Genomic DNA, 22,953 nt, shown 5'->3' with positions numbered 1-22,953 from the left:
TGACGGCCCGGCCGGACGGGAGGCCAGTGGAGGACGACGCCGCAACCGAAATCCTGCGAGGCTGCCTGCACACGTTCCTCTACGCCGTGACCGGATTCGCCTGGTTCTTCGCGGCCCACCAGGCCGTGTGGTGGTACTCGCGAGCGTGCGGCCCCAGCGGCATGGCCCCATTCCCCGGCATCCTGGTTGCGTTGATCATCGACCTGGTGGTCTTGGCCCTGGCCGCCCGTTTGGTGCACCGGCTGCACCGGCGGTTGTGGCCGCGCCTGCGCTGGTGGACACCCGTGCTGCTGATGGGAGTGGTCCTGCTGGTCACCTGGCTCTACTGGGTGGTCAACATCCCCATGTTCGTCGATCCCTACAGCCCCAAGATGTCCTGCTGGTCCGAGCACCCGGACGGCTGGCCGGCCTGGGTCCCGGTTCCCTTCCACTGAAACGAGACGGCGCCACTGCTGGGCGACGCGCAAGGGGGAGACCAGGTGGAACCGGAAGCGCAGGAGGGCGCCTTCGCACGGTGCTCTATGCCCTCATCGGGTTCGCGTGGTTCTACGCGGCGCAGAACGCCGTGTGGTGGTACTCGCGGGCATGCCACATCCCCAACGGCCCCGGCCCGGACCTTCGCATCTTGGCGATGCTGCTCGCCGACTGGCCGGCCATGGTGCTGGCCGTGTACGGGGTGCACCGCCTGCACCAGCGGTTGTGGCCACGCTGGCCCGCCTGGATTCCGGTCCCCGGGTACTGAAAATCGCCGGTGTTTCGGCCCCTCTGTGACGGGAACCACACAGAGTAGGCGACGTCAGGAAAGGACGAAGGACGATGCCGGCCACCGAACCGATCACCGACCAATCCGTCATCGAGGACACCACGTTCGACACCACCGACCTGGTGGACGACGAGAGCCACCTCATCCGCGGCTACGACTGAGCCAGCACCAGCCCGCTGGTCGGCACGCCAGTACCGGCCGTCACCAGCACGTGCGACACCGACGGCACCTGGTTGCACGACGTGCCGCGGATCTGGCGGACCCCCTCGGCGATGCCGTTCATCCCGTGGATGTACGCCTCGCCGAGCTGCCCGCCGTGCGGGTTCAGCGGCAGCGAGCCGTCCAGTTCGAGCGCTCCGGACGCCACGAAACCGGGCGCCTCGCCGCGGCCGCAGAACCCCAGCTCCTCCAGCTGCATCAGCACGTACGGCGTGAAGTGGTCGTAGAGCACCGCGACGTCCATGTCGGAGGGGCCCAGCCCGGCCTGCGCCCACAGCTGCCGCGCGACCACGCCCATCTCCGGCAGGCCCGCGAGCTCGTCCCGGTAGTAGCTGGTCATGATGTACTGGTCCGGCCCGCTCCCCTGCGCCGCCGCGGCGATCACCGCTGGGGGGTGGCGCAGGTCGCGGGCCCGCGCGGCACTCGTGATCACCAGCGCGACCCCGCCGTCGGACTCCTGGCAGCAGTCCAGCAACCGCAGCGGTTCGGCGATCCACCGCGACGCCTGGTGCTCCGCCAGCGTGATCGGCTTGCCGTGGAACCACGCCGCCGGGTTCGTCGCCGCGTGCTTGCGGTCCAGCACCGCCACCCGGCCGAAGTCCTCGGTCGACGCGCGGTACTCGTGCAAGTAACGCTGCGCCACCATGGCCACCGTGGCCGCCGGCGTGGCCAGTCCCATCGGGTAGTGGAACGCGTTGTCCACCCCGGAGGAGTTCACCTGCCCCGCCGCCGCGGACGACACCTGCCCGAACCGGTGCCCGGACCGCTCGTTGAACGCCCGGTACGCCACCACCACCTCGGCCACCCCGGTCGCGACCGCCAACGCCGCCTGCTGGACCGTCGCCGCCGCCGCGCCGCCGCCGTAGTGCACCCGGCTGAAGAACGTCAGCTCCGGGATGCCCAGCTCCCGCGCCACCGCGATCTCGGCGTTGCCGTCCATCGTGAACGACACCAGGCCGTCCACATCGGACGGGCACAGTCCGGCGTCGTCCAGTGCCGCGCGCACCGCCTCGGCCGCCAGCCGCAGCTCGCTGCGTCCCGAGTCCTTCGAGAACTCCGTCGCGCCGATCCCGGCGATCGCCGCCTTGCCCGACAGTGTCATGCCGCCAGCTCCACGGTCACCGTCCCGCTCACGTGCGCCCCCAGCTGCCCGGTCCCGGTCACCTCGACGACCGCGACTCGCCCCTCAACCGAGGCGACCCGGCCGGTGAACACCAGCCGGTCCCCCGCATAGCACGGCACGCCCAGCTTGATCTTGATCGACCGGACCAGCGCGTCCGGCCCCGCCCAGTCCGTCACGAACCGCTGCACCAGCCCGGTGTCGGTGAGGATGTTGAGGAAGATGTCCTTCGACCCGCGCGCGACCGCGGCGTCCCGGTCGTGGTGCACGTCCTGGAAGTCCCGCGTCGCCAGCGCGGTGCTGATCACGAACGTCGGCGTGACGTCGAAGACCAGCTCGGGCAGCTCGGTTCCGGCGGCGGTCATCGCACCACCCGCCAGGCCGGCAACGTCAGATCGTCGTCCACCTTCAGGAACGTCGCGGTCACCGGCAGTCCGATGTGGACCTCCACGGGATCGGCCCCGACCAGTTCGCCCAGCATCCGCACCCCCTCCTCCAGCTCGACCAGCGCGATCACGAACGGCAGCTGCTTGCCCGGCACCGCGGGCCGGTGGTGCACCACGTAGCTGTAGACCGTGCCGCGCCCGCTCGCCACCACCCAGTCCGGCTTCGCGTCCAGGTCGCCGTCCGGCGGCATCGGCCCCGGCGGGTGCCGCAGCACGTCGCCCCAGCGCTGGATCCGCAGCTCGCCGGCCTTCGTGCCCTCCCAGAAGAACTCGGTGTCCCGGCTGATCACCGGCCGCAGCGCGCCCCGCGCGGAGGGCGGCGGGGCGAACTTCAGCACCCGGAACAGCATGTCGGCGACCAGTTCGTCGCCGACGTACCAGGACGTGCGGGTGGTGACGAACCAGCCCTCGCCCAGCGCGGTCCGCTTCGGCCCCACGATCGACTCCAGCGCCGTCGACGCCGACACGTGCTCGCCGACCCGCAGGTAGCGGTGGTAGGTCTGCTCGGAGTTCGTCGCGACCACCGACGTGTAGCCGGCCTCGTCGAGCACGGCCATCATCGCGCCCAGCGGGTCGTCCGCCGCGCGCTGCCCGTGCAGGCCGTTCATCGTCCACACCTGCACCATGGCCGGCGGCGCGACGCCCTCGGCGTAGCGCGGGTTGGCGTCGCCGATCGCCTCGACCCAGTTGTTGATCATCGCCTGGTTCACCGGATCACGGGCCGGGCGGCGCGACGACTCGCCCTGCGCGCGGATCCGGGCGGCCGCCTCTTCGACGCTCATCGCGGCACCCTCGGCAATCCCAGTCCGGCCGTCGCGATCAGCTCGCGCTGGATCTCGTTCACGCCACCCCCGAAAGTGAGCACGATGTTGCGCCGCGCCAGCACGTCCAGCCACTCGGCGAGCGCGGCGGTGCCCGGATCGGACAGATCCCCGTGCCGGGCCACGATCTCCTCCACCAGCCGCGCCACCCGCTGGATGCGGTCCGAGCCGAACACCTTGGTCGCCGAGGCGTCCGCGACGTCCAGCTCCGCGGCCGCGACCTGCCAGTTGAGCAGCTCGTTGATCCGCACCACGGCGAGCGTCTCGCCCAGCGCCCGGCGCACGTCGGGCTCGCCGAGCAGATCGCGCTCCACGGCCCAGGCCCGCACCCGGTCGTAGAGCCCGCCGATCCGCCCGGCCGGGCCGAGCATGACGCGCTCGTGGTTGAGCTGCGTGGTGATCAGCTTCCAGCCCTGGTTCTCCTCGCCCACCCGCATCGACACCGGGACCCGGACATCGGAGTAGTACGTGGCGTTGACGTGGTGCGCGCCGTCGCAGGTGATGATCGGCGTCCACGAGTAGCCGGGGTCGCCGGTGTCGACGATCAGGATCGAGATGCCCTTGTGCTTGGGCGCGTCCGGATCGGTGCGCACCGCAAGCCAGACGTAGTCGGCGTCGTGCCCGCCGGTCGTGAAGATCTTCTGCCCGTTGACCAGGTAGGAATCGCCGTCGCGGACCGCGGTGGTGCGCAGGGACGCGAGGTCGGTGCCCGCGTCGGGCTCGGTGTAGCCGATCGCGAAGTGCACCTCCCCGGCGAGGATCTTCGGCAGGAAGAACGCCTTCTGCTCGGGCGTGCCGTACTCCTGCAGGGTGGGCCCGACGGTCTGCAGCGTCACCGACGGCAGCTGCACGTCGGCGCGCGCGGCCTCGTCGGCGAAGATGTGCTGCTCCAGGTCGCCGAACCCGCCGCCGCCGTACTCCTCGGGCCAACCGACTGCGAGCCGCCCGTCGCTGCCCATGCGGCGCACGATGCGGCGGTAGACCTCGCCGTGCCGCTCGCGCAGCAGCGCCTGCCGCTCCTCCGGTGTGATCAGCCCGGCGAAGTACTCGCGCAGCTCATCCCGCAGTTTCCGTTGCGGCGCGGTCAGTTCGATGTGCATCAGGCCTCCACCAGGTCGCCGAGCCGGTCCAGCCGCTCGCTCGCGCCGCCGGTCAGCGCGGCGAGCTCCTTGACCAGCCCGTAGTGGCGGTGCAGCGGGTAGGTGATGTCGACGCCGAGACCGCCGTGCAGGTGGTGGCACACCGCGAGCGCCTTGGGCGCCTCCTCGGCGAGCCAGTACGCGGCGACCGCCAGGTCCTCGTCCGCGTCGAGCCCCTCGGCGAGCCGCCACACCGCGGACAACGCGGCCAGGTGCAGCGTGCGGGAGGCGATGTAGACGTCCGCGATCTGCTGCGCCACCGCCTGGAACGTCGCAAGTGGACGGCCGAACTGCTCGCGCTGCCGCACGTGCCCGGTGGTCAGCGCCAGCGCTCCGGCCACCGCGCCGTCGCCGAGCGCGACCGCGCCGGCGAGCGCGAACCGGCGCAGGTCCGCGAGCGAGCCGTCGCGCAGCAGGTCCGCCTCACCCACCCGGACGCCGGACAGGCGCAACGACGTGCCGTGCACCTCCGCGCCCTCGGCCCGCGGATCGACGAGGAACACGCCCGGTCCCCACGGCAGCGTCGCGGGCACGAGCACGCATCCGGCCTGCGCCAGCGACGGCACCAGGGTCTTCGTGCCGGTCAGCGCCCAGCCGCCGTCCACGGCGACGGCCTCGGTCGAGGGCTCCGCGGCGAACGGCCTGGACGGCTCGTGCGGCGCGGCGGTGACGACGACCTCGCCCGACGCGATCTCCGGCAGCCACCGCGCGCGCTGCTCCGGGCTGCCCATCCGGTTCAGCGGCAGCACCCCCAGCGCGAGTGCGGCGAGCGCGGGCACCTGCGCGCCCGCCCGGCCGACCTCGGTCAGCACCACCGCGACCTCGGCCGGGCCGAGCCCGTCCCCGCCCAGGTCCTCGGGCAGGGCGAGCGCGAGCAGCCCGGCCTTCGCGAGCGCCTGCCAGGCGTGCTCGGGGTCCCTGGCGAGGACGTCCGCGGTCAGCGCGGCGATCTCGGCCCGGGTCGCGTCCAGGGTGAAGTCCACACCGGCTCCTCGGCTACAAGACTGAAACCTGTTCTAGTCTTAGCCGAGGAGCCACGTTCAGGCAAGGGCCGAGGCCGCGTCCAGCAGTTCCTTCATCTCGTCCCGCATCGCGTCGGCCAGCGCCCACAGATCTGGAACGAGTTCTCGCGCCGCGAGGAGCCCGATGTCGACCTTGCCGGCGTAGGACAGCACGGTCACGTTCAGCCCGGCGCCGTGGAACACCGGGCCGAGCGGGTAGAAGGCCGTCACCCGCGCGCCGACGAAGTACAGCGGCACCGGCGGGCCGGGCACGTTGGAGACGACCAGGTTGTGCACCACCGGGTGCTTGTCGGCCAGCCGCAGCGCCGCGTAGGCCCGCACCGCGAGCCCGAACAGGCCGGGCGCGGCGAACTGGGCCCAGTCCTGCAGCATGTCCGCGTCGATCTCGTGGTGGTGCTCCTTGGCCTGCCGGTTGCTCTCCGCGACCGCGTAGACCCGGGCGGCGGCCTCCGGCAGGTGGGTGGGCAGGGTCGCGAAGAACGCGGACACCTTGTTGTTGCTGTCGCCCTCCTGGCTGGTGCGGTCCAGCGTCGACACCGGGACGGTCGCCACCAGCGGGTCCTTCGGCAGCTCGCCGCGCGCGTCCAGGTAGCGGCGCAGCGCGCCCGCGCACAACGCCAGGACGACGTCGTTCACCTTCACCCCGAAGGCGTTCTTCACGGTCTTGACGTCGTCCAGCTCGACCGTGCTGTAGGCGATGGCGCGGACGCTGGAGATGGTGGAGTTGAACGAGGTGCGCGGCGCGGTGAACGGCACCGGCATGCCCTGGCGGCGCAGGGCGCGGCCGACCCAGCGGGGCGCCATGCTCGCCAGGCCGGGCAGCAGCTTCGCCAGCTCCACCGGCCGCCGCGCCAGCTCGCCGACGCTGGTCTTGAGCAGTTCGAGGTGCGAGGGCGGCGCGAGGTTGGGTTCGGGCTCGGGCAGTGGCGGAAGTTCACCCGGTTCGGTGCCTGCCAGGTAGGCGATCAGGTTCGCGCCGCCGACGCCGTCGACGGTCGCGTGGTGCATCTTGAACATCACCGCGACACCGTCGCCGGGCAGCCCCTCGATCACGTACAGCTCCCACAGCGGGCGGCCGCGGTTGAGCGGCTGGCCGGCGAAGTGGGCGCACAGCTCGGCCAGCGTCTCGCGGTCGCCCGGCGCGGGCACGGCGACGCGGTGCAGGTGGTGGTCGATGTCGAACGCCTCGTCCTCCACCCACACCGGGTGCAGGAAGTTCAGCGGCGAATTGTGCAGTTTCCGGCGGAACTCCGGGATCGCGGCGATGCGCTCGGCGAGCCGCCGCTTGAACTCGGGGAAGCGATATCCGCCCGGTATGGTCGATCCGTCCAGGGTGAGCAGCCCGCACACGTGCAGCACCTGCGAAGACGTTTCCAGGTACAGGAAACTGGCGTCGAGTCCAGACAGCGGTCGCACCCTCCCAGGGTAGGCGAAACTGACTACGATCACGGGGTATGCGACCCCGATTCCTCACCCGCCGGGCGGTCCAGCTCGCCCTGACCGCGAACGCCCTTCGCCCGGTGCCGGGGGTGCGCGCCTCGGTGCCCGCGTTCTTCGCGGGGTGGCTGACCAGCGAGCTGGCGCCGCACCTGCTCGCGCTGACCGCGGCCGACACGGCGGCGCACCTGGCGCGGCACGGGGCGCGGTCCGTGCAAGACCGGGTCGGCCTCGGCCTGGCCGCGGCGTCGGCCGCCGGGCTGGGGTCGCTGATCGTCACGTCGCAGCGGGCGCGGGGCGCGGTCGAGGACGCGCTGGCCGAGGCGCTCGGGCCGAAGTACGTGGCGGACCTGTCGCGGCCGCCGGACGCGAAGGACCTGGCGACGCCGTGGGGTCAGCTGGTGCTGCCGTTCCGGATGCGCAACCCGGACGTGCGGCGGGACCGCAACCTGGCGTACGCGCCGGGCGGCAAGCGGTTCCTGATGGACATCTACCGGCCGCGGGAGCCGGTCGAGGGGCGGCCGGTGCTGCTGCAGATCCACGGTGGCGCGTGGATGATCGACAGCAAGGACCACCAGGGCATCCCGTTGATGCTGCACATGGCGCAGCGCGGGTGGGTGTGCGTTGCGGTGAACTACCCGCTGTCGCCCAAGGCGCACTGGCCGGACCACATCGTCGGCGTGAAGCGGGCGGTGGCGTGGATTCGCGAGCACATCCATGAGTACGGGGGTGACTCGTCGTTCCTGGCCGCGACGGGTGGTTCGGCGGGCGGTCACCTGGCGGCGCTGCTGGCGCTGACCCCGAACGACGCCGGCCTGCAGCCGGGTTTCGCCGACGCCGACACGTCCGTGCAGGCGTGCGCCCCGCATTACGGCGTGTACGACTTCGCCGCGACGAGCGGTTCGACGGCGAGCAAGCAGCGGCTGCACGGGCTGCTGGCGCGGTACGTGGTGGGCAAGGACCCGGTGCGGTTTCTGGACGACTACATCGCCGCGTCGCCGCTGGACCGGATCACCGAGAAGGCGCCGCCGTTCTTCGTGATCCACGGCGCGCACGACTCGCTGGTGCCGGTCCGCGAGGCGCGGGAGTTCGTCCGCCGCCTGCGGGAGACGTCCGAGCAGCCGGTGGCGTACGCCGAACTGCCGGGCGCGCAGCACGCGTTCGACGTGTTCCCGTCGATCCGGTCGGCGCACGTGGTGCGCGGCGTGGAGCGCTTCTTGGACTGGACGTACCTCCGCTGGCTGCGCGACCAGCGCGGGTGATGCCCCAGCCCCGCGAAATCTCGCCCGGCGTCGGCCAACGGCGAATCGGCGCGAGTGGCCGGCCCACCGCCTCGCGCGGGCCCCACATGACGAGCCCATGCCCTCGCTCACCTGCTCTCCGGCTCCCTCTGGTGTGCGCCCCTCCCCCGCGATCGCCCGTCATCCTGGCTGTCCCAGTTGCACGAGCGCCGTGAGCTCGTCGTCGGTCAGGTCGGTGATCCAGTCCTCCCCCGCGCCGACTACGGCTTCGGCCAGGCCGCGTTTCTCGGCGAGCACCGTGGCGATCCGTTCCTCCAGCGTGCCCTCCGCGATGAGCCGGTGGACCTGCACCGGCCGGTCCTGTCCGATCCGGTGCGCGCGGTCGGTCGCCTGGTCCTCGACCGCCGGGTTCCACCACCGGTCGTAGTGGATGACGTGGGTGGCACGGGTGAGGTTCAGCCCCACGCCCCCGGCCTTGAGCGACAGCAGGAACACCGGCGAGTCACCGCGCTGGAACCGTGCCACCATCTCGTCCCGCTGCCGCGCCGGGTCGGCGCCGGACAGCAGCTGCACCGGCAGCCCCCGCTCGGTCAGCCGCGTTTCCAGCAGCCGGCACAGTTGCACGTACTGGCTGAACACCAGCACGCTCTCGCCCTCGTCCAGGATCACGTCCAGCAGCTCCTCGAACGCGGCGAGCTTGCCCGACCGCCCGGCGACCGGCCCGCTCTCCTTGAGGTACTGCGCCGGGTGGTTGCAGATCTGCTTCAGCTCCGTGAGCAGCTTGAGCACCTGCCCGCGCCGCTGCACGCCCCGCGACTCGCGGATCTTCGCCAGGTTCTCCCGCACCACCGCCTCGTACAGGGTGGCCTGCTCGGCGGTCAGCGGCACGTACCGGTCGGTCTCGGTCTTGCTGGGCAGTTCCGGCGCGATGTCCGGGTCGGTCTTGCGCCGCCGCAACAGGAACGGCCGCACCGTCGCCGCGAGGCGCTCGACGCTGCCGGCGTCGCGGTCGCGTTCGACCGGGCGCGCGATCGTGCGGCGGAAGTGGTCGAGCGTGCCGAGCAGGCCGGGCGTCGTCCAGTCCAGGATGGACCACAGCTCGGTGAGCCGGTTCTCCACCGGCGTCCCGGTCAGCGCGACCCGCGCCGCGGCCGGGATCCGGCGCAGTTCCTTGGCCGTCACCGACAGGGGGTTCTTGACGTGCTGCGCCTCGTCCGCCGCGACCAGCCCCCAGTCCACTTCGGACAGCGTGGCCCGGTCGCGGCGCAGCACCCCGTACGTGGCGAGCACGACCTCGTCGGGCTCCAGGTCGTCCAGGTGCCGGCGCCCGCCGTGGAAGCGCCGCACCGGCACCTTCGGCGCGAACCGGGCGAACTCGCGCTCCCAGTTGCCCAGCAGCGAGGTCGGGCACAGCACCAGTGTCGGCCCGGCCCGCAGCGTCCGGCGGTGCAGGTGCAACGCGATGAGCTGGATCGTCTTGCCGAGGCCCATGTCGTCGGCGAGGATCCCGCCGAGCCCCAGCTCGGCCATGCGGGCCAGCCAGGACAACCCCGCGCGCTGGTAGGGCCGCAGCGTGGCCTGCAGGTCGGTGGCCGGCTCGACCGGACCGGCGGGGGCACGCAACCGCTCCACGAGACCGTCGAGCGCGGGCGGGGCGGCGAAGGCCAGCTGCTCGTCGTCGACCTCCAGCTCGCCGGTGAGGGCCGCGGCCAGTGCCTGCGCGCCCGTCACGCTGCGGCTCGCCCGGCGCAGGCGGGCGGACAGGAACGGATCGGCGCGCACCCACTGCCCGCGCAGCCGCACCAGCGGCCGCTTGGCCTCGGCCAGCGCGGCGACCTCGGCCTCGGTGAGGGTTTCGCCGCCCAGGCTGAGCTGCCAGCGGAACCGCAGCAGGTCGGTCAGCCGGAACACGCCGCCGCCCTCGCTACCCGGCGACGGCGTGACGCTCGCCTTGGCCCGCACCGGTTCGCCTGCCATGCCGCGCGGCCACAGCACCTCGACGCCGGCGGCGGCGAGCGCCGCGGACCCGCCGTCGAGCAGTTCGACGACTTCGTCATCGTCCAGGACCAGCTCGCCGGGAACCGCCGCTCCGAGCACGCGGCCGAGCGGGGCCCACGCGCGGGCGCCCCGCCGGAGACCGACGAGCAGCTGGGCCTCGACCTGCTCGCCGAAACGGGACCGGACAGCGCTCGGCGCGTTCCACAACGACGCCGCGTCGACGACCAGGCTGGGGTCGGCGGAACTGCGCAGGGCGACGACTCCGGCGAACGCGAAGCCGTCGTCGGTCTCGCGCACCTCGACGCGGAGCTGGAGCTGCGCGCCGAGCCCCTCGGCGGGACCGCGGACGAGCACGTCGGCGGTGGCGTCCCACAGCGCGCGGACGAGCGTTTCCGGCGAGTGCAGCCGGATGCGTTTGAGGCCGGACAGCGGGAGGGCGTGCGCCTCGGGCGGCAGCGCGGCGGCCAGGTCGCGCAGGAGGTCCTCGTCGGCGGCGTCGAGCGGACCGGCGCGCCAGGAGTCCACTTCGGACGATGACCCGGCGGATCGGAACCGGCCGCGCTCGACGAGGTCCACCCCCGCGGAGACGGCGGCGGACCAGGCGGCCAGCGACGGGCCGGCATCGGTGACGGCGAGCAGGCGCGGGATGGCGTCGGCCAGCGGGAGGACGTGCGCGTCCACCTTGGCGCGGCGGAAGGACTTCCCGGCGCCGGCGGGCAGCACGAGCTCGACCGGCGTCGGCCCCGGCTCGTCGCCCCAGACGGCGAGCACGCCGTCCCGGGGCGGGTCCGAGGGCACGAAGATCGCCCTGGTCGTCTCGGTCCATTCCACGGTGATCACCCTAGGCGGGACCACCGACAGTTTCAGGAGCGCGGCAGCCCCAGCAGGCGTTCCGCCGCCACCGACAGCAGGATCTGCGTCGTGCCGCCGGCGATGCTCAGGCAGCGCGTCAGCAGGAACTCGTGTTGCGCCGCCGCCGTCTCGTCGGTCACCAGGACACCCGGCGGCCCCAGCAGCTCCAGCGCCGTCTCCGCCGCGGCCTGCCGGTGCCGCACGCCGATCAGCTTCCGCACGCTCGACTCGGCCCCCGGGTCCTGCCCGGCCAGGCGCCGCAGCGTCGCCCGCAGGTCGAGCAGAGCGCACGCCGAACCCTCGGCCACCAGCGCACCGAGCCGTTCCAGCACCGCCGGATCCGGCTCACGCACCGCCGCCAGCAGCGACTCCACCGCCTCCCCCACCGACGAGCCGCCGCTCATCGCCACGCGTTCGTTCGCCAGCGTCGTCCTGGCCAGGCGCCAGCCGCCGTTCACCTCGCCGACCACGTTCGCCGACGGCACGAACACGTCGTCGAGGAAGACCTCGTTGAACCGCTCCACCCCGGTGATCTCGCGCAGCGGGCGGACGTCGATCCCGGGTGACGACATGTCGACCAGGAAGTAGGTGATGCCTTGGTGCTTGGGCGCGTCGGGATCGGTGCGCGCGAGGCAGATGGCCCAGTCCGCCTCCCGCGCGAGCGACGTCCAGACCTTCTGCCCGGACAACACGAACCCACCGTCCACTTCGGTCGCCCGCGTCCGCAGCGAAGCCAGGTCGGAGCCTGCCCCTGGCTCGCTGAACAACTGGCACCAGGTCAGCTCACCACGCAGTGTCGGCATCACCAACCGCTGCCGCTGCTCGTCCGTGCCGTGCTCCAGGATGGTCGGCACCGCCCAGGCGCCGATCACCAGATCGGGCCGCGTCACCCCCGCGCGCGCCAGTTCGGCATCGATGACCAGCTGCTGCGCCGGCGTCGCGTCCAGCCCGTAGGGCGCGGGCCAGTGCGGCATCAGGTAGCCACTCGTCGCCAGCCGCTCGCGACGTTCCCCCTCGGGCAGCGCGGCGATCTCCGCCACCGTCGCCCGCACGGCCGGGTCGAAGTGCTCCGACAGGTCGACCCCCAGCTCCCGCCGCACCCCGGCCAGGGCGAGCGAAGCCGCCGAACGGCGCCACCCGGCCGAACCGCCCAGCCACAGCCGCAACGCCACCGCGCGGCGCAGGTACCGGTGCGCGTCGTGCTCCCAGGTGAACCCGATCCCACCGAGGACCTGGATGCAGTCCTTGGCGGTGTCCACCGCCGCGTCCAGCGCCCCGGCGGCCGCCACCGCCGCCGCGAACTCGTGCTGCTCCGGCGACTCGCCGGCAGCCCGGGCCGCGTCCCACGCCAGCGCCCCGGCCAGCTCGGCCCGGCACAGCATCTCCGCGCACAGGTGCTTGACCGCCTGGAACGACCCGATCGGCCGGCCGAACTGCTCGCGCACCTTCGCGTGCTCCGACGCCGTCGCCACGCACCAGCGCGCGATCCCGGCCGCCTCCGCCGCGGCCAGCGTCGCCGCGAAAACCCGCAGCTCGGCACCCTCGAACACGGTGCCGTCACCGTCTGGCACCCGCCCGAACGAGCGGGACAGGTCGAACGACTCGACGGCTTCCGCACCCCGCTCCCGCACGCTCCACGTGTCGCCGTCGGCCACCAGCAGGTGGGTGGCGTCCGCGTCGAGCACCGGCCCGTCCGGCGACAACGCCACGCCCGCGCTCGCGGAGCCGTCCGCGAACGCCGGGAGCAGCTCCTTCGTCGCCGGAGACCCGCCGCGTCGCCCCAGCACCAGCGCCGCCAGCACGGTCCCGAGCACCGGCCCCAGCACGAGCGCGGCCGCCGCCTCCTCGACGGCCACCGCGGCGTCGGCGACCGTCCCGCCCGCGCCGCCCAGGTCCTCCGGCACCCCGATGCCGAACACGCCGATGGCGGTCAGGTCGTCCCGGCTCCTGGCGCCGGAGCGGATCGTCCCGGCGAGCGCGCGCTGCTCCGCGGTGAGGACTGACATGCGGCTCACTATAGAACGTGTTTCAGTTTTGTGGCCAGATCCACTCGATGCGCGAGATCAGGAGGCGGGCCGGTAAGCTGTGGAGTGAAACTGAAACAAGTTCCGGAGCAGGTGCCGATGGCCGCCAAAGCGAAGACGTCCACCCAACCGAAGAACGGGATGAGCGCGTTGTCCAGCGACGAGCTCGGTTCCGCCGCGCAGCGGGACCGGCGACGGCGCATCATCGACGCGACCCTGGCGCTGGCGTCCAAGGGCGGGTACGACGCCGTCCAGATGCGGGCCGTGGCCGAGAAGGCCGACGTCGCGCTGGGCACCCTCTACCGCTACTTCCCGTCGAAGATCCACCTGCTGGTCTCCGGCCTGGCCAGGGAGTTCGAGCGCGCGCACGAGAAGCTGCAGCGGTCGAGCATCCCGGGCGACACGCCGAGCGAGCGGCTCATCTTCGTGCTCAGCCGCAACACCCGGCTGATGCAGCGCGACCCGCACCTGACCGAGGCGATGGTCCGGGCGTTCATGTTCGCCGACACCACGGCCGCCGCCGAGGTCGAGCAGGTCGGCAGGCTGCTGGAGAGCATGTTCGCGCGCGCCATGGGCATCGAGGAGCCGACCGAGCACGACCGCGCGGTCTTCCACCTCATCGCCGACGTGTGGATGGCGAACCTGGTCGCGTGGGTCACCCGCCGCGCGTCCGCCGCCGACGTCGCCAACCGGCTGGAGCTGTCGGTGCACCTGCTGCTGGACAACAACACGCGCTGACACCGATCGGTCGCGATCCGTCGCGGTAGTTGGGAACTCCCTGGCAGCCCGCTGTGAATTCCCTGTAGATCACCGGAATCCGGGATCCGGCTGCAACAAGTCGCGATCATGGCCGCGTTTCTGTGGTCATGAGAAGCAGGACGGCCGGCAAGGTCGTGCTCCCGGCCGCGGTGTTCGGCGCCGTGACCATGCTGATCTTCACGGTCCAGCACCAGCCGCGGGCGTCCTCGGCGAGCCCGGTCGTGCAGGTGAGCGCCCCGGTGACGTCGATGACCACCCCGGAGCCGTCGGCACCGCCGGCCACCCAGGCCGACCCGGCGCCCGCCGGGGACATCCCGCCGGAGTCGGAGCCGGCGGAGGACGACACCGTCGCCAGGCGGGTCCAGGACCTCGCGCAGGCGAGGGTGGCGAGCGCAGAGGTCGGGGTCGAGGTGTACGACCGGCAGACCGGCGTCGTCCTGACGCAGCTCAACGCCGACCGGCAGTTCTACTCGATGTCCGTGGTCAAGCTGCTGATCGCGCTGGACGTGCTGCGGGCGAGCGGGTGGGCCCTGCCGGCGGGCAGCACGCAGACCCAGCTGACCAGGATGATCACCGCCAGCGACGACGGCATCGCCAGCAGCCTGTGGGTCGCCCACGGCGGCACCGGCATCGTGACCCGCATGGCCAAGCTGATCGGGCTGACCGGCACCGAGCCGCCGTCGTCGGCAGGCCAGTGGGGATCGACGAAGATCACCGCCGCGGACGTGGTCAAGGTCTACAACTACATCGAGGACGAGCTGCCGCAGGCCAGCCGCGACCTGCTCTACGACGCGATGTACCACGCCTCCGAACACGGCTCGGACGGCACGGACCAGTACTTCGGGATCCCGGACGGGCTTCCCGGCACGACGTGGGCGATCAAGCAGGGCTGGGGCACCAGCGGTTCGGAGGCGGTGTACAACACGACGGGCCTGCTCGGCGCCGACGCCAGGTACGTCGTGGTCGTCCTGATCGCGGCGCCGTCCCGCTACTACCGCACCCTGCCGATGGCGCTCACCGCCGGCACCGCAGCCCTGCTGCCGCTGGTCAGCTGACGCGCGGCACGAGCGCGGCCAGCGCGTCCAGCCTGCGCAGGGTGTCGCCCTCCGACGCGGCGGGCAGGCCCAGCGTGACGCGCTCGGCTCCGGCCTCGGCGTAGGCGTCGAGCAGCGCCGGGTCCGGTGGCGCGGACGTCGCGGTCACCGGAACCGATCCGGCCTGCGCCACCTGCGCCGCGGCCGCTTCCGGATCGCGCAGGGCGTTGGGCAGCCAGCCCGCTTCCAGCCGCTTCGCGCGGTCCAGCGCCGCGGTGCTGTTGCCGCCGATGTAGACCGGCACCTCACGCGCGGGCTTGGGCCACTGGAACACCGGGTCGAAATCCACGTGCACGCCGTGGAACTCGGCCTCGTCGTTCGTCCACAATGTCCGGAGTGCCTGGATCTGCTCGTCCAGCAGCGCGCCGCGGGTGCGCGGGTCCGTGCCGTGGTTGCGCATCTCCTCGCGGTTCCAGCCGACGCCCACCCCGAACAGGAAACGCCCGCCGGACAACAGGTCGAGGCTCGCCACGGACTTCGCGGTGTGCAGGACGTCCCGCTGGATCAGCAGCGTGATGCCGGTGCCCAGCTTGAGCGTCGTGGTCGCGGCGGCCGCCGCGGTCAGCGCGACGAACGGGTCGAGCGCGCGGTAGTAGGCCCGCGCCATCTCGCCGCCGGCCGGGTACGCGGTCTCCCGGCTGACCGGGATGTGCGAGTGCTCCGCGACGAACAAGGCGTCGAACCCGCGGTCCTCGACCGCCTTCGCCAGGACGTCCGGCCGGGCGGTCTCGTCGGTGACGAACGTCGAAATCCCCAGTTTCACCGGTAGCCCTCCGCGAGGGCGGCGAGCTCGTCCAGCTTGGTGAGCGTCTCCGATTCGGGGCGGGTGCCGAGCATGAACGTCACGCGCTCCACCCCGGCCTCGGCGTACCCGGCCAGCGCCTCCTCGCTGCGGCCGGCGCCGAAGACGGTGAACGGGACGTCGGGGCGGCCCTGCTCGGCCAGCCAGGCGCGGACGCGCTTGATCTCCTCCGGTGGCGTGTGCGACCGCGGCATCCAGCCGTCGGCGTGGTTGAGGAGCCGGGTGAGCGCGGCCTCGCTCTCACCGCCGACGTAGATCGGCGGGTGCGGGCGCTGCACCGGCTTGGGCCACTGCCAGATCGGGTCGAAGTCGACGTGCTTGCCGTGGAACTCGGCCTCGTCCTGCGTCCAGATCGCCTTGAGCGCTTGGATCTGCTCGTCGATCAGGGCGCCGCGGGTGCGCGGCTCGGTGCCGTGGTTGCGCATCTCCTCGCGGTTCCAGCCCACGCCGACACCGAAGGCGACGCGGCCGCCGGAGAGCAGGTCGAGGCTCGCGACCTCCTTGGCGGTGTGGATGACGTCGCGCTGCACCAGCAGGGCGACACCGGTGAAGAGCAGCAGGTCGCGGGTCTCCGCCGCGGCCGCGGTCAGCGCCACGAACGGGTCCAGCGTGCGGTAGTAGACGCGCGGCAGCTCACCGCCGCCCGGGTAGGGGCTTTCCCGGCTGACCGGGATGTGCGAATGCTCGGCGAGCAGCAGTGAATCGAACCCGCGCTCCTCCAGCGCGCGGCCGAGCGCGCCCGGCCGGATGCCTTCGTCGGTGACGAACGTCGAGATCCCGAACTTCATGCTCCGACGTAACTCCCGGACCGGGGCGCGCTATTCCCGCTCGCGTCGTGTGCCGCGGACCTCACCCGGCCCCGGCCGCGGCGGCGACCCGCTCCCTGGCGCTCGCCGCGTCCGGGGCGGACAGGGCGAGCTGCGCGAGCTCCGCGCATTCGGCGGCGGTGTGGGCCGCGAGGGCGAGGCGGACGGCGGGCAGCGCGGACGGCGCCATCGACAGGCTCGTCACCCCGAGACCCACCAGCACCAGCGCCAGCAACGGATCGCTCGCCGCCTCACCGCAGACACCGACCGGTTTGCCCGCCGCGGTGCCCGCCGCACCCGTCAGCCGGACCAGCTCCAGCAGCGCGGGCTGCCACGGGTCGAGCAGGCCGGCCAGGTCACCGGCCATCCGGTCGGCGGCGAACGTGTACTGGCCGAGGTCGTTGGTGCCGATGCTGACGAAGTCGCAGGCGCCCAGGATCGCGTCTGCCCGCAGCGCGGCCGCGGGCACCTCGACCATCGTCCCGGCAATCGACAGCCCGTGCGCGCGGGCGGCGGCGGCGAACTCCGCGGCCTCGGCCGGTGTGGACACCATCGGCGCCATCACCCACACGTCGGCCGTGCTGGCGTCGCGGGCAGCGGCGATCGCGGTCAGCTGGTCCGCCAGCATCCGCGGGTGGCGCCGGGCCAGGCGCAGGCCGCGCACACCGAGCGCCGGGTTGGGCTCGTCGCCGTGGTCGACGAACGCGAGCGGTTTGTCCGCGCCCGCGTCGAGCGTGCGCACCACCACCTTGCGGCCGCCGAACGCCTGGAACACCTCGGCGTAGCTCCGGCGCTGCTCCTCGACCGACGGCTCGTCGGCCCGGTCCAGGTACAGGAACTCGGTGCGCAGCAGGCCCACGCCCTCCGAGTCGACGGCTGCCGCGGTCGCGAGGTCACGGGCCGCCCCGACGTTCACCAGCAACGCCACCGGAACGCCGTCCGCGGTCCGACCCGGGCCGCTGGAGGCCGCCAGCGCGGCAGCGTGCTCGGCCGCCTCGGCCTCCGCCGCCTCGACGAGCGAGTCCGGCGGGTCGACGACCACCTCCCCCGTCGCGCCGCGGACGAGCACCGGCGTCCCGTCGGTCAGCGACGCCGCACCGGCACAAGCCACGACCGCGGGGATGCCCAGCGATTTCGCCAGGATCGCCGTGTGGCTGGTGGGCCCGCCCAGCTCGGTGACGATCGCGCGCACCCGGTCCGCGTCGAGCACCGCGGTGTCGGCCGGCGCGAGGTCCCGTGCGACCAGGACGAACGGATGACCGGGGTCGGGCACGCCGGGCATCGGGACGCCGAGGATCCGCGCCACGGTGCGGTCCCGCAGGTCGTCGACGTCGGCGGCCCGCTCGGCGAGGTAACCGCCGGCCGCGGTGAGCGCGTCGCGGAACCCGGCGAACGCGTCGGCGACCGCGTGCGCCAAGCCCCGTCCGTCCTCCAGACGCGCCCGGATCCGGTCCACCAGCGCGGGATCGGCGACCATCATCGACTGCGCCAGCAGGACGTCCGCGGCCGCACCACCGGCCTGGGCCGAGCGTTCGTCGAGGAACGCGGCCACCTCGGCCAGCGCCGCACGCGCCCGCTCCACGGCGGCGGGCACGTCGGCTTCCGGCACGTCCGCCTCCGGCAGCCGCGGAGGTTCGGCGAGCCGGGCGACCGGACCGTGCGCGACGCCCGGGCTGACGCCGATCCCGGTCACCGGGCGGAGGACGACCTCACCCATCGTGGTTCGCCGCCACGATCGCGGCCAGCTCGTCGAGCGCCTGCTCGGCCTGCGGACCGTCGGCGCTGAGCACGACCTCGTCCCCGCCCCGGGCGCCGAGGCCGAGCACGGACAGGATGCTGCGGGCGTCGACGGGGTCGGCGCCGTCCTTGCCGATGCTCACCGGCACCGGCTGCGCGGCGGCGGCCTTGACGAACAGGGCGGCGGGACGGGCGTGCAGGCCAACGGTGGACCCGACGACGACACGGCGTTCCGGCATGGCAGTTCTCCTCGGGCGTCAGGCCGCGACGGCCTGGGTGGACGTTTCGGGGGTGGCCGCGGCCGGCGCGCGGTCGCGGCCGATGCTCTTGGCGAGCAGCACGCAGCCGCAGGTGACGACCGTGCCGATCGCGACGGCGAGCAGGAACAGCAGCGGGTTGCCGATGAGTCCGACCACCCAGATGCCGCCGTGCGGGGCAGGCGAGGTGGCGCCGAAGGCCGCGACCAGCGCGCCGGTGGTGGCGCTGCCGACCATCAGCGACGGGATGATCCGGAACGGGTCGCCCGCGGCGAACGGGATCGCGCCCTCGGTGATGAACGACAGCCCGAGCAGCCAGCCGGCCTGGCCCGCCTGCCGCTCCGCCGGGGTGAACCGGTTGCGGCGTACCAGGGTGGCCAGCGCCAGCCCCAGCGGCGGCGTCATGCCTGCCGCCATCACCGCGGCCATGATCACGTAGTTGCCGCTGGCGAGCGCGGCCAGGCCGAAGGTGTAGGCCACCTTGTTCACCGGGCCGCCCATGTCGAAGGCCATCATCAGCCCGAGCAGGGCGCCGAGCACCCACGCGCTGCCGCCGGACAGGCCGGACAGCCAGTCGCTCAGGCCGGTCTGCGCGGCCGCGATCGGCTCGCCCACCACGACGACCATGAGGAACCCGACGACCAGCGTGGACACCAGCGGGATCACCACGACGGGCATCACCCCGGCCACCCCGCGCGGCACCTTCAGCTTCTTCAGGCCCAGCGTGACCGCGCCGGCCAGCAGACCGGACACGAGACCGCCGAGGAACCCGGCGCCGGTCGCGGTGGCGAGCAGGCCGCCCACGATGCCGGGCGCGATGCCCGGCCGGTCGGCCATGCCGAACGCGATGAACCCGGACAGGATCGGCACGAGCATCTCGAACGCCAGCGACCCGATCTTGAACAGCACACCGGCGATCCCGGCCTGGCTCATCAGGTCGGACACGTTCTCGATGCCCGGGTAGGTGACGCCCTGGAAGTCGCCGCCGCCGACCTTGGCCGCGACCTCCGGGCCGCCGATCAGGAACGACAGTGCGATGAGGATCCCGCCCGCCGCGACGAAGGGGATCATGTAGGACACGCCGGTCATCAGCCACTGGCGCAACCGGGTGCCGAACCCCGCGGAAGCGTCCACCTTGGACGCCAGCTCGGGCGCGGACGGCGCGGCTGGGGCCGTGCCCTCCTCGGCCGCCTTGACGGCCTGCGCGATCAAGCCGGCGCCGTCGTTGATGGCGGCCTTGACCCCGGCCGTGACCGTGGGCTTGCCGGCGAACCGCTCCCGGTCCCGGACGTCGACGTCGGCGGCGAAGACCACGGCGTCGGCCTCGGCGATCCGGGCGGCGTCGAGCGGCGCGGATCCGGCCGCGCCCTGGGTTTCGACGAGCATCTCGTGCCCGGCGGCCTTCGCGGCCTGCTCCAGGGCCTCGGCCGCCATGTAGGTGTGCGCGATCCCGGTCGGGCACGACGTGACTGCCACGAACTTCATCGTCCGAGCACCTCCTGGCGGACGAGCTGGACGACGGCGTCCGCGTCGGGCGCGTCGAGCAGCGACTGGCGGAACGACTGGTGCACGAGGCGCCGGGCGAGCTGGGCGAGGATGGTCATGTGCTCCTCGCCGCCGCCTTCCGGGGCGGCGATGAGGAAGATCAGGCGGGCGGGGCCGTCGGAGGCGCCGAAGTCGACCCCGGCGGCGGACCGGCCGAACGCCAGCGTCGGTTCGGTGACGAACGCCGAGCGGGCGTGCGGGATGCCGATACCCCCTTCGATGCCGGTCGGCATCTGCTCCTCGCGCTTGCGGATGTCGGCGAGGAAGCCGTCCAGGTCGGTGACCCGGCCCGCGGCGACGAGCCGTCGCGCGAGCCCGGCGGTGACCTCGGCGCGGTCGGCGCCGGGGACGTCGAGGTCGACCAGATCGGCGGTGATGAGTTCGGCCATCGGTATCACTCCTTGAGTTCTCGGTCGGCGTCGACCGAAGGGTGGATCGTGACGCCGATGCGGGCGACATCGGCGGGTGCGGGCATCCGGCTGCCGGGCAGCGCCGCGGCGGCGGCGCCCCAGGCCAGTGCCCTGGCGAGGGCGTCCCGGCCGGCGCCGCCCGCGGCGAGGAACCCCGCGAGCAGCGCGTCACCGGCGCCGACGGTGCTGCGCGCGACCGGCACGGGCGCCTCCCCGTGCAGGGCGGCACCGTCGTCGACGAGCACCGCGCCGTCGGGCCCGAGGCTGGCCAGGACGGTCCGGGCGCCGCGCGACCGCAGCACCCCGGCCGCCACGACGGCGTCGCCGAGCGTGCGCACCGGCATCCCGGCGCACGCGGCCAGCTCCTCCCGGTTGGGTTTGACCAGGTCCGGCCCCTCGGCGAGGGACCGGTCGAGCGCCGAGCCGGACGAGTCGACCGCGACGCGCAACCCGGCCTCGTGACCGCGCCGGACCAACCGGGCGTAGGTGTCCCGCGGCGCGCCCGGCGGGAGGCTGCCGCAACCGGCGAGCCAGACCGTGCCGTCCTCGCACGCGCTGAGGGCCGCGTGCAGCAACGCTTCCGCGTCACCGTCGGAGCACAGCGGGCCGGGCAGGTTGAGCTTGGTGACCACGCCGTCCGGCTCGGCGAGGGTGATGTTCGTGCGGGTGTCGCCGCCGATGGGCACCTGCCGGACCGCGACCCCCTGCTCGTCGAGCAGTTCGGTGAGCCGCCGCCCGTCGGCGCCGCCGGCGAACAGCACGGCCGCGGTCTTGCGACCGTGCGCGGCCAGCGCCCGCGCGACGTTGACGCCCTTGCCGCCGGGGTCCAACCTGGACGGTCCGGCGCGCAGGACTTCCCCGCGCCGCAGGGCATCCACCTCGACGGTGTGGTCGAGGCTGGGGTTGGGGGTGACGGTGACGATCACGCCGCCACCATCCCGAGGCCGGCCGGAGCGGCGCGCAGGACTTCCCCGCGCCGCAGCGCATCCGCGTCGACTGCGTGCTCGAGGTCGGGGCTGGGAATCAAGGTGACGATCACGCCAGCACCACCTCGGGACCCGCCGCGCGCAGCTCCTCCGCAAGGCCGTCGTCCAGCCCGGTGTCGGTCACGAACTTGTCCACGTCGGACAGCTCGCCGAAGCGGGCGAGGCAGTCGTTGCCGACCTTGGTGTGGTCGGCGAGCACGACCGTGCGGCGGGCGGCGCGGATCATCGCGCGCTTGACCGCCGCCTCCCCGATGTCGGGCGTGGTGAGCCCGCGCTCGGCGGAGATGCCGTTGGTGCCGACGAACGCGACGTCGACGAAGGTGTCGGCGAGCGCGCGCAGCGTCCAGTCCTCCACCGCGGCGAGCGTGCGGCCGCGGACCCGGCCGCCCAGCAGCAGCACGGTGAGCTGCGGGCGGAGGGCCAACTGCGGGACGACCGACACGGCGTTGGTCACCACCGTCAGCTCCCGATCGGACGGCAGGATCTCGGCGAGCCGGGCCGTGGTGGTGCCCGCGTCGAGCAGGATCGCGCCCTCCTCGGGCACCTCGGCGAGAGCGGCCTTGGCGATGCGCTCCTTCTCGGCCGTCATCACCGCGTCGCGGTCGGCCAGGCCGGGCTCGAAGCCGAGCCGCTCGACCGGGATGGCCCCGCCGTGCACCCGGCGCAGCACCCCCTGGCGCTCCAGCACCGTCAGATCACGCCGCACGGTCTCCGTGGTGACCGCGAAGTTCGCGGCGAGCCACGACACGTCGACGCGGCCCAGGCTGCGGGCCCGCTCGACGATCTGCTGCTGACGCTCCTCTGCGTACATGTGGCTTCCTTGCCGTCGCCGTGTTGCTTTGTTTGGTTATATGTGGTTTCGAGTGGGATTGTCAAGGCATGAAAAAACTCCCCGCCGCGGGGGCACCGCGGCGGGGAGTTCTGCCCAGTTGACTAGATGTTGCGCCGGTACTGGCCGCCGACCTCGAAGAACGCCTCCGTGATCTGGCCCAGCGAGCACACCCGCGCGGCGTCCATCAGCACCCCGAACAGGTTCTCGCCGCGGGTGGCGGCTTCGCGGAGCGCCTTGAGGGCCTGCTCGGCGTCGTGGCTCTGCCGCTGCTGGAAGTCGGCCAGCCGCGTCAGCTGCGACTGCTTCTCCTCCTCCGTCGCGCGCGCCAGCTCGACCTCGACCTCGTCCTCCTCCGGGTGGGGGTTGCGGAACGTGTTCACCCCGACGATCGGCAGCGTGCCCTCGTGCTTGAGCCGCTCGTACAACATCGACTCGTCCTGGATGCGGCCGCGCTGGTAGCCGGTCTCCATCGCGCCCAGCACGCCGCCGCGCTCGGCGATCCGGTCGAACTCGGTGAGCACGGCCTCCTCGACCAGGTCGGTCAGCTCGTCGATGATGAACGAGCCCTGCAACGGCTGGACAGCCGACCAGGTGGCCCGGCGCGCCCACCTCGACCCCGCGACGCTGCTGCGCGAGTTCGACG

22 protein-coding genes are annotated in these 22,953 nt (G+C 73.0%); 5 read left to right on the top strand and 17 right to left on the bottom strand.

Features of this window, described 5'->3' with window-relative positions; all coding sequences use genetic code 11:
• Positions 1 to 26: 26 nt before the first annotated feature.
• The gene (locus ABZ215_RS17025; protein ID WP_354950226.1) at positions 27 to 434 is read left to right on the top strand and encodes a hypothetical protein; all 408 of its coding nucleotides are present in this window, start codon (positions 27 to 29) and stop codon (positions 432 to 434) included.
• Positions 435 to 514: 80 nt separating this feature from the next.
• Positions 515 to 742, top strand: coding sequence for a hypothetical protein (locus tag ABZ215_RS17020; protein WP_354950225.1), 228 nt, complete (start codon positions 515 to 517; stop codon positions 740 to 742).
• Between the two features lie 172 nt (positions 743 to 914).
• On the opposite strand, the gene ABZ215_RS17015 is transcribed toward ABZ215_RS17020, so the two are convergent.
• From ABZ215_RS17015 to ABZ215_RS16990, 6 genes are read right to left on the bottom strand one after another with little or no spacing between them, the layout of a single operon-like run.
• Complete coding sequence (locus ABZ215_RS17015; RefSeq protein ID WP_354950224.1) at positions 915 to 2,084, bottom strand: lipid-transfer protein; 1,170 nt, start codon at positions 2,082 to 2,084, stop codon at positions 915 to 917.
• Positions 2,081 to 2,467, bottom strand: coding sequence for a MaoC family dehydratase (locus ABZ215_RS17010; protein ID WP_027935023.1), 387 nt, complete (start codon positions 2,465 to 2,467; stop codon positions 2,081 to 2,083). Before ABZ215_RS17010 ends, ABZ215_RS17015 begins: the two co-directional genes overlap by 4 nt.
• Positions 2,464 to 3,330 (bottom strand): OB-fold domain-containing protein, encoded by an 867-nt coding sequence (locus ABZ215_RS17005; RefSeq protein ID WP_354950223.1) that lies wholly within the window; start codon positions 3,328 to 3,330, stop codon positions 2,464 to 2,466. The genes ABZ215_RS17010 and ABZ215_RS17005 overlap by 4 nt, the downstream gene beginning before the upstream one ends.
• Entirely contained in the window at positions 3,327 to 4,469 is a 1,143-nt protein-coding gene (locus ABZ215_RS17000) for an acyl-CoA dehydrogenase family protein (RefSeq protein WP_354711754.1), read from the bottom strand. The genes ABZ215_RS17005 and ABZ215_RS17000 overlap by 4 nt, the downstream gene beginning before the upstream one ends.
• Positions 4,469 to 5,491: an acyl-CoA dehydrogenase family protein gene (locus tag ABZ215_RS16995; RefSeq protein WP_354711753.1), complete on the bottom strand. Its 1,023-nt coding sequence runs from the start codon at positions 5,489 to 5,491 to the stop codon at positions 4,469 to 4,471. Before ABZ215_RS16995 ends, ABZ215_RS17000 begins: the two co-directional genes overlap by 1 nt.
• A 57-nt stretch (positions 5,492 to 5,548) precedes the next feature.
• Positions 5,549 to 6,946 (bottom strand): wax ester/triacylglycerol synthase family O-acyltransferase, encoded by a 1,398-nt coding sequence (locus ABZ215_RS16990; RefSeq protein ID WP_027935986.1) that lies wholly within the window; start codon positions 6,944 to 6,946, stop codon positions 5,549 to 5,551.
• A 38-nt stretch (positions 6,947 to 6,984) separates the two neighbouring features.
• Between ABZ215_RS16990 and ABZ215_RS16985 the strand changes: the two genes are divergently transcribed.
• The gene (locus ABZ215_RS16985) at positions 6,985 to 8,229 is read left to right on the top strand and encodes an alpha/beta hydrolase (protein WP_237338108.1); all 1,245 of its coding nucleotides are present in this window, start codon (positions 6,985 to 6,987) and stop codon (positions 8,227 to 8,229) included.
• A gap of 159 nt (positions 8,230 to 8,388) precedes the next feature.
• Here ABZ215_RS16985 and ABZ215_RS16980 read toward each other — a convergent pair whose 3' ends face one another.
• The gene (locus ABZ215_RS16980; protein WP_354950222.1) at positions 8,389 to 11,046 is read right to left on the bottom strand and encodes a DEAD/DEAH box helicase; all 2,658 of its coding nucleotides are present in this window, start codon (positions 11,044 to 11,046) and stop codon (positions 8,389 to 8,391) included.
• A 23-nt stretch (positions 11,047 to 11,069) separates the two neighbouring features.
• Positions 11,070 to 13,064 (bottom strand): acyl-CoA dehydrogenase, encoded by a 1,995-nt coding sequence (locus tag ABZ215_RS16975; RefSeq protein WP_354950221.1) that lies wholly within the window; start codon positions 13,062 to 13,064, stop codon positions 11,070 to 11,072.
• A 117-nt stretch (positions 13,065 to 13,181) separates the two neighbouring features.
• Here ABZ215_RS16975 and kstR point away from each other — a divergent pair, with 117 nt between their 5' ends.
• A complete protein-coding gene (gene kstR / locus ABZ215_RS16970; RefSeq protein ID WP_354950220.1) occupies positions 13,182 to 13,820 on the top strand; it encodes a cholesterol catabolism transcriptional regulator KstR in 639 nt (212 codons plus the stop codon).
• A 128-nt stretch (positions 13,821 to 13,948) separates the two neighbouring features.
• Positions 13,949 to 14,896, top strand: a complete 948-nt coding sequence (locus ABZ215_RS16965) for a hypothetical protein (RefSeq protein WP_354950219.1) — start codon at positions 13,949 to 13,951, stop codon at positions 14,894 to 14,896.
• Here ABZ215_RS16965 and ABZ215_RS16960 read toward each other — a convergent pair.
• The 9 genes from ABZ215_RS16960 to ABZ215_RS16920 all read right to left on the bottom strand — a co-directional run.
• Positions 14,889 to 15,698 carry an LLM class F420-dependent oxidoreductase gene (locus ABZ215_RS16960; protein ID WP_237338104.1) on the bottom strand — a complete coding sequence of 270 codons (810 nt, stop codon included), beginning with the start codon at positions 15,696 to 15,698 and terminating at the stop codon, positions 14,889 to 14,891. The genes ABZ215_RS16965 and ABZ215_RS16960 overlap by 8 nt on opposite strands.
• Positions 15,695 to 16,525: an LLM class F420-dependent oxidoreductase gene (locus tag ABZ215_RS16955; protein ID WP_020418800.1), complete on the bottom strand. Its 831-nt coding sequence runs from the start codon at positions 16,523 to 16,525 to the stop codon at positions 15,695 to 15,697. Before ABZ215_RS16955 ends, ABZ215_RS16960 begins: the two co-directional genes overlap by 4 nt.
• Before the next feature lie 61 nt (positions 16,526 to 16,586).
• Positions 16,587 to 18,260: a phosphoenolpyruvate--protein phosphotransferase gene (gene ptsP, locus ABZ215_RS16950; RefSeq protein WP_354950218.1), complete on the bottom strand. Its 1,674-nt coding sequence runs from the start codon at positions 18,258 to 18,260 to the stop codon at positions 16,587 to 16,589.
• Entirely contained in the window at positions 18,253 to 18,519 is a 267-nt protein-coding gene (locus tag ABZ215_RS16945; RefSeq protein ID WP_017983790.1) for an HPr family phosphocarrier protein, read from the bottom strand. The genes ptsP and ABZ215_RS16945 overlap by 8 nt, the downstream gene beginning before the upstream one ends.
• A gap of 18 nt (positions 18,520 to 18,537) precedes the next feature.
• Positions 18,538 to 20,022, bottom strand: coding sequence for a fructose-specific PTS transporter subunit EIIC (locus ABZ215_RS16940; protein WP_354950217.1), 1,485 nt, complete (start codon positions 20,020 to 20,022; stop codon positions 18,538 to 18,540).
• The gene (locus tag ABZ215_RS16935; protein WP_020418803.1) at positions 20,019 to 20,471 is read right to left on the bottom strand and encodes a fructose PTS transporter subunit IIA; all 453 of its coding nucleotides are present in this window, start codon (positions 20,469 to 20,471) and stop codon (positions 20,019 to 20,021) included. Before ABZ215_RS16935 ends, ABZ215_RS16940 begins: the two co-directional genes overlap by 4 nt.
• A 5-nt stretch (positions 20,472 to 20,476) precedes the next feature.
• A complete protein-coding gene (gene pfkB / locus ABZ215_RS16930; protein ID WP_020418804.1) occupies positions 20,477 to 21,418 on the bottom strand; it encodes a 1-phosphofructokinase in 942 nt (313 codons plus the stop codon).
• Between the two features lie 109 nt (positions 21,419 to 21,527).
• Positions 21,528 to 22,289, bottom strand: a complete 762-nt coding sequence (locus ABZ215_RS16925; RefSeq protein WP_354950216.1) for a DeoR/GlpR family DNA-binding transcription regulator — start codon at positions 22,287 to 22,289, stop codon at positions 21,528 to 21,530.
• A 122-nt stretch (positions 22,290 to 22,411) separates the two neighbouring features.
• The coding region (locus tag ABZ215_RS16920; protein ID WP_354950215.1) for a methylmalonyl-CoA mutase family protein at positions 22,412 to 22,953 on the bottom strand (542 nt) is incomplete at its 5' end.

The organism is Amycolatopsis sp. NPDC006131 (genome assembly GCF_040614175.1).
Classification (GTDB): domain Bacteria; phylum Actinomycetota; class Actinomycetes; order Mycobacteriales; family Pseudonocardiaceae; genus Amycolatopsis_E; species Amycolatopsis_E tucumanensis.
The sequence above is the reverse complement of the archived record's forward strand: the minus strand, read 5'-3'. Positions and strand labels throughout refer to the sequence as shown.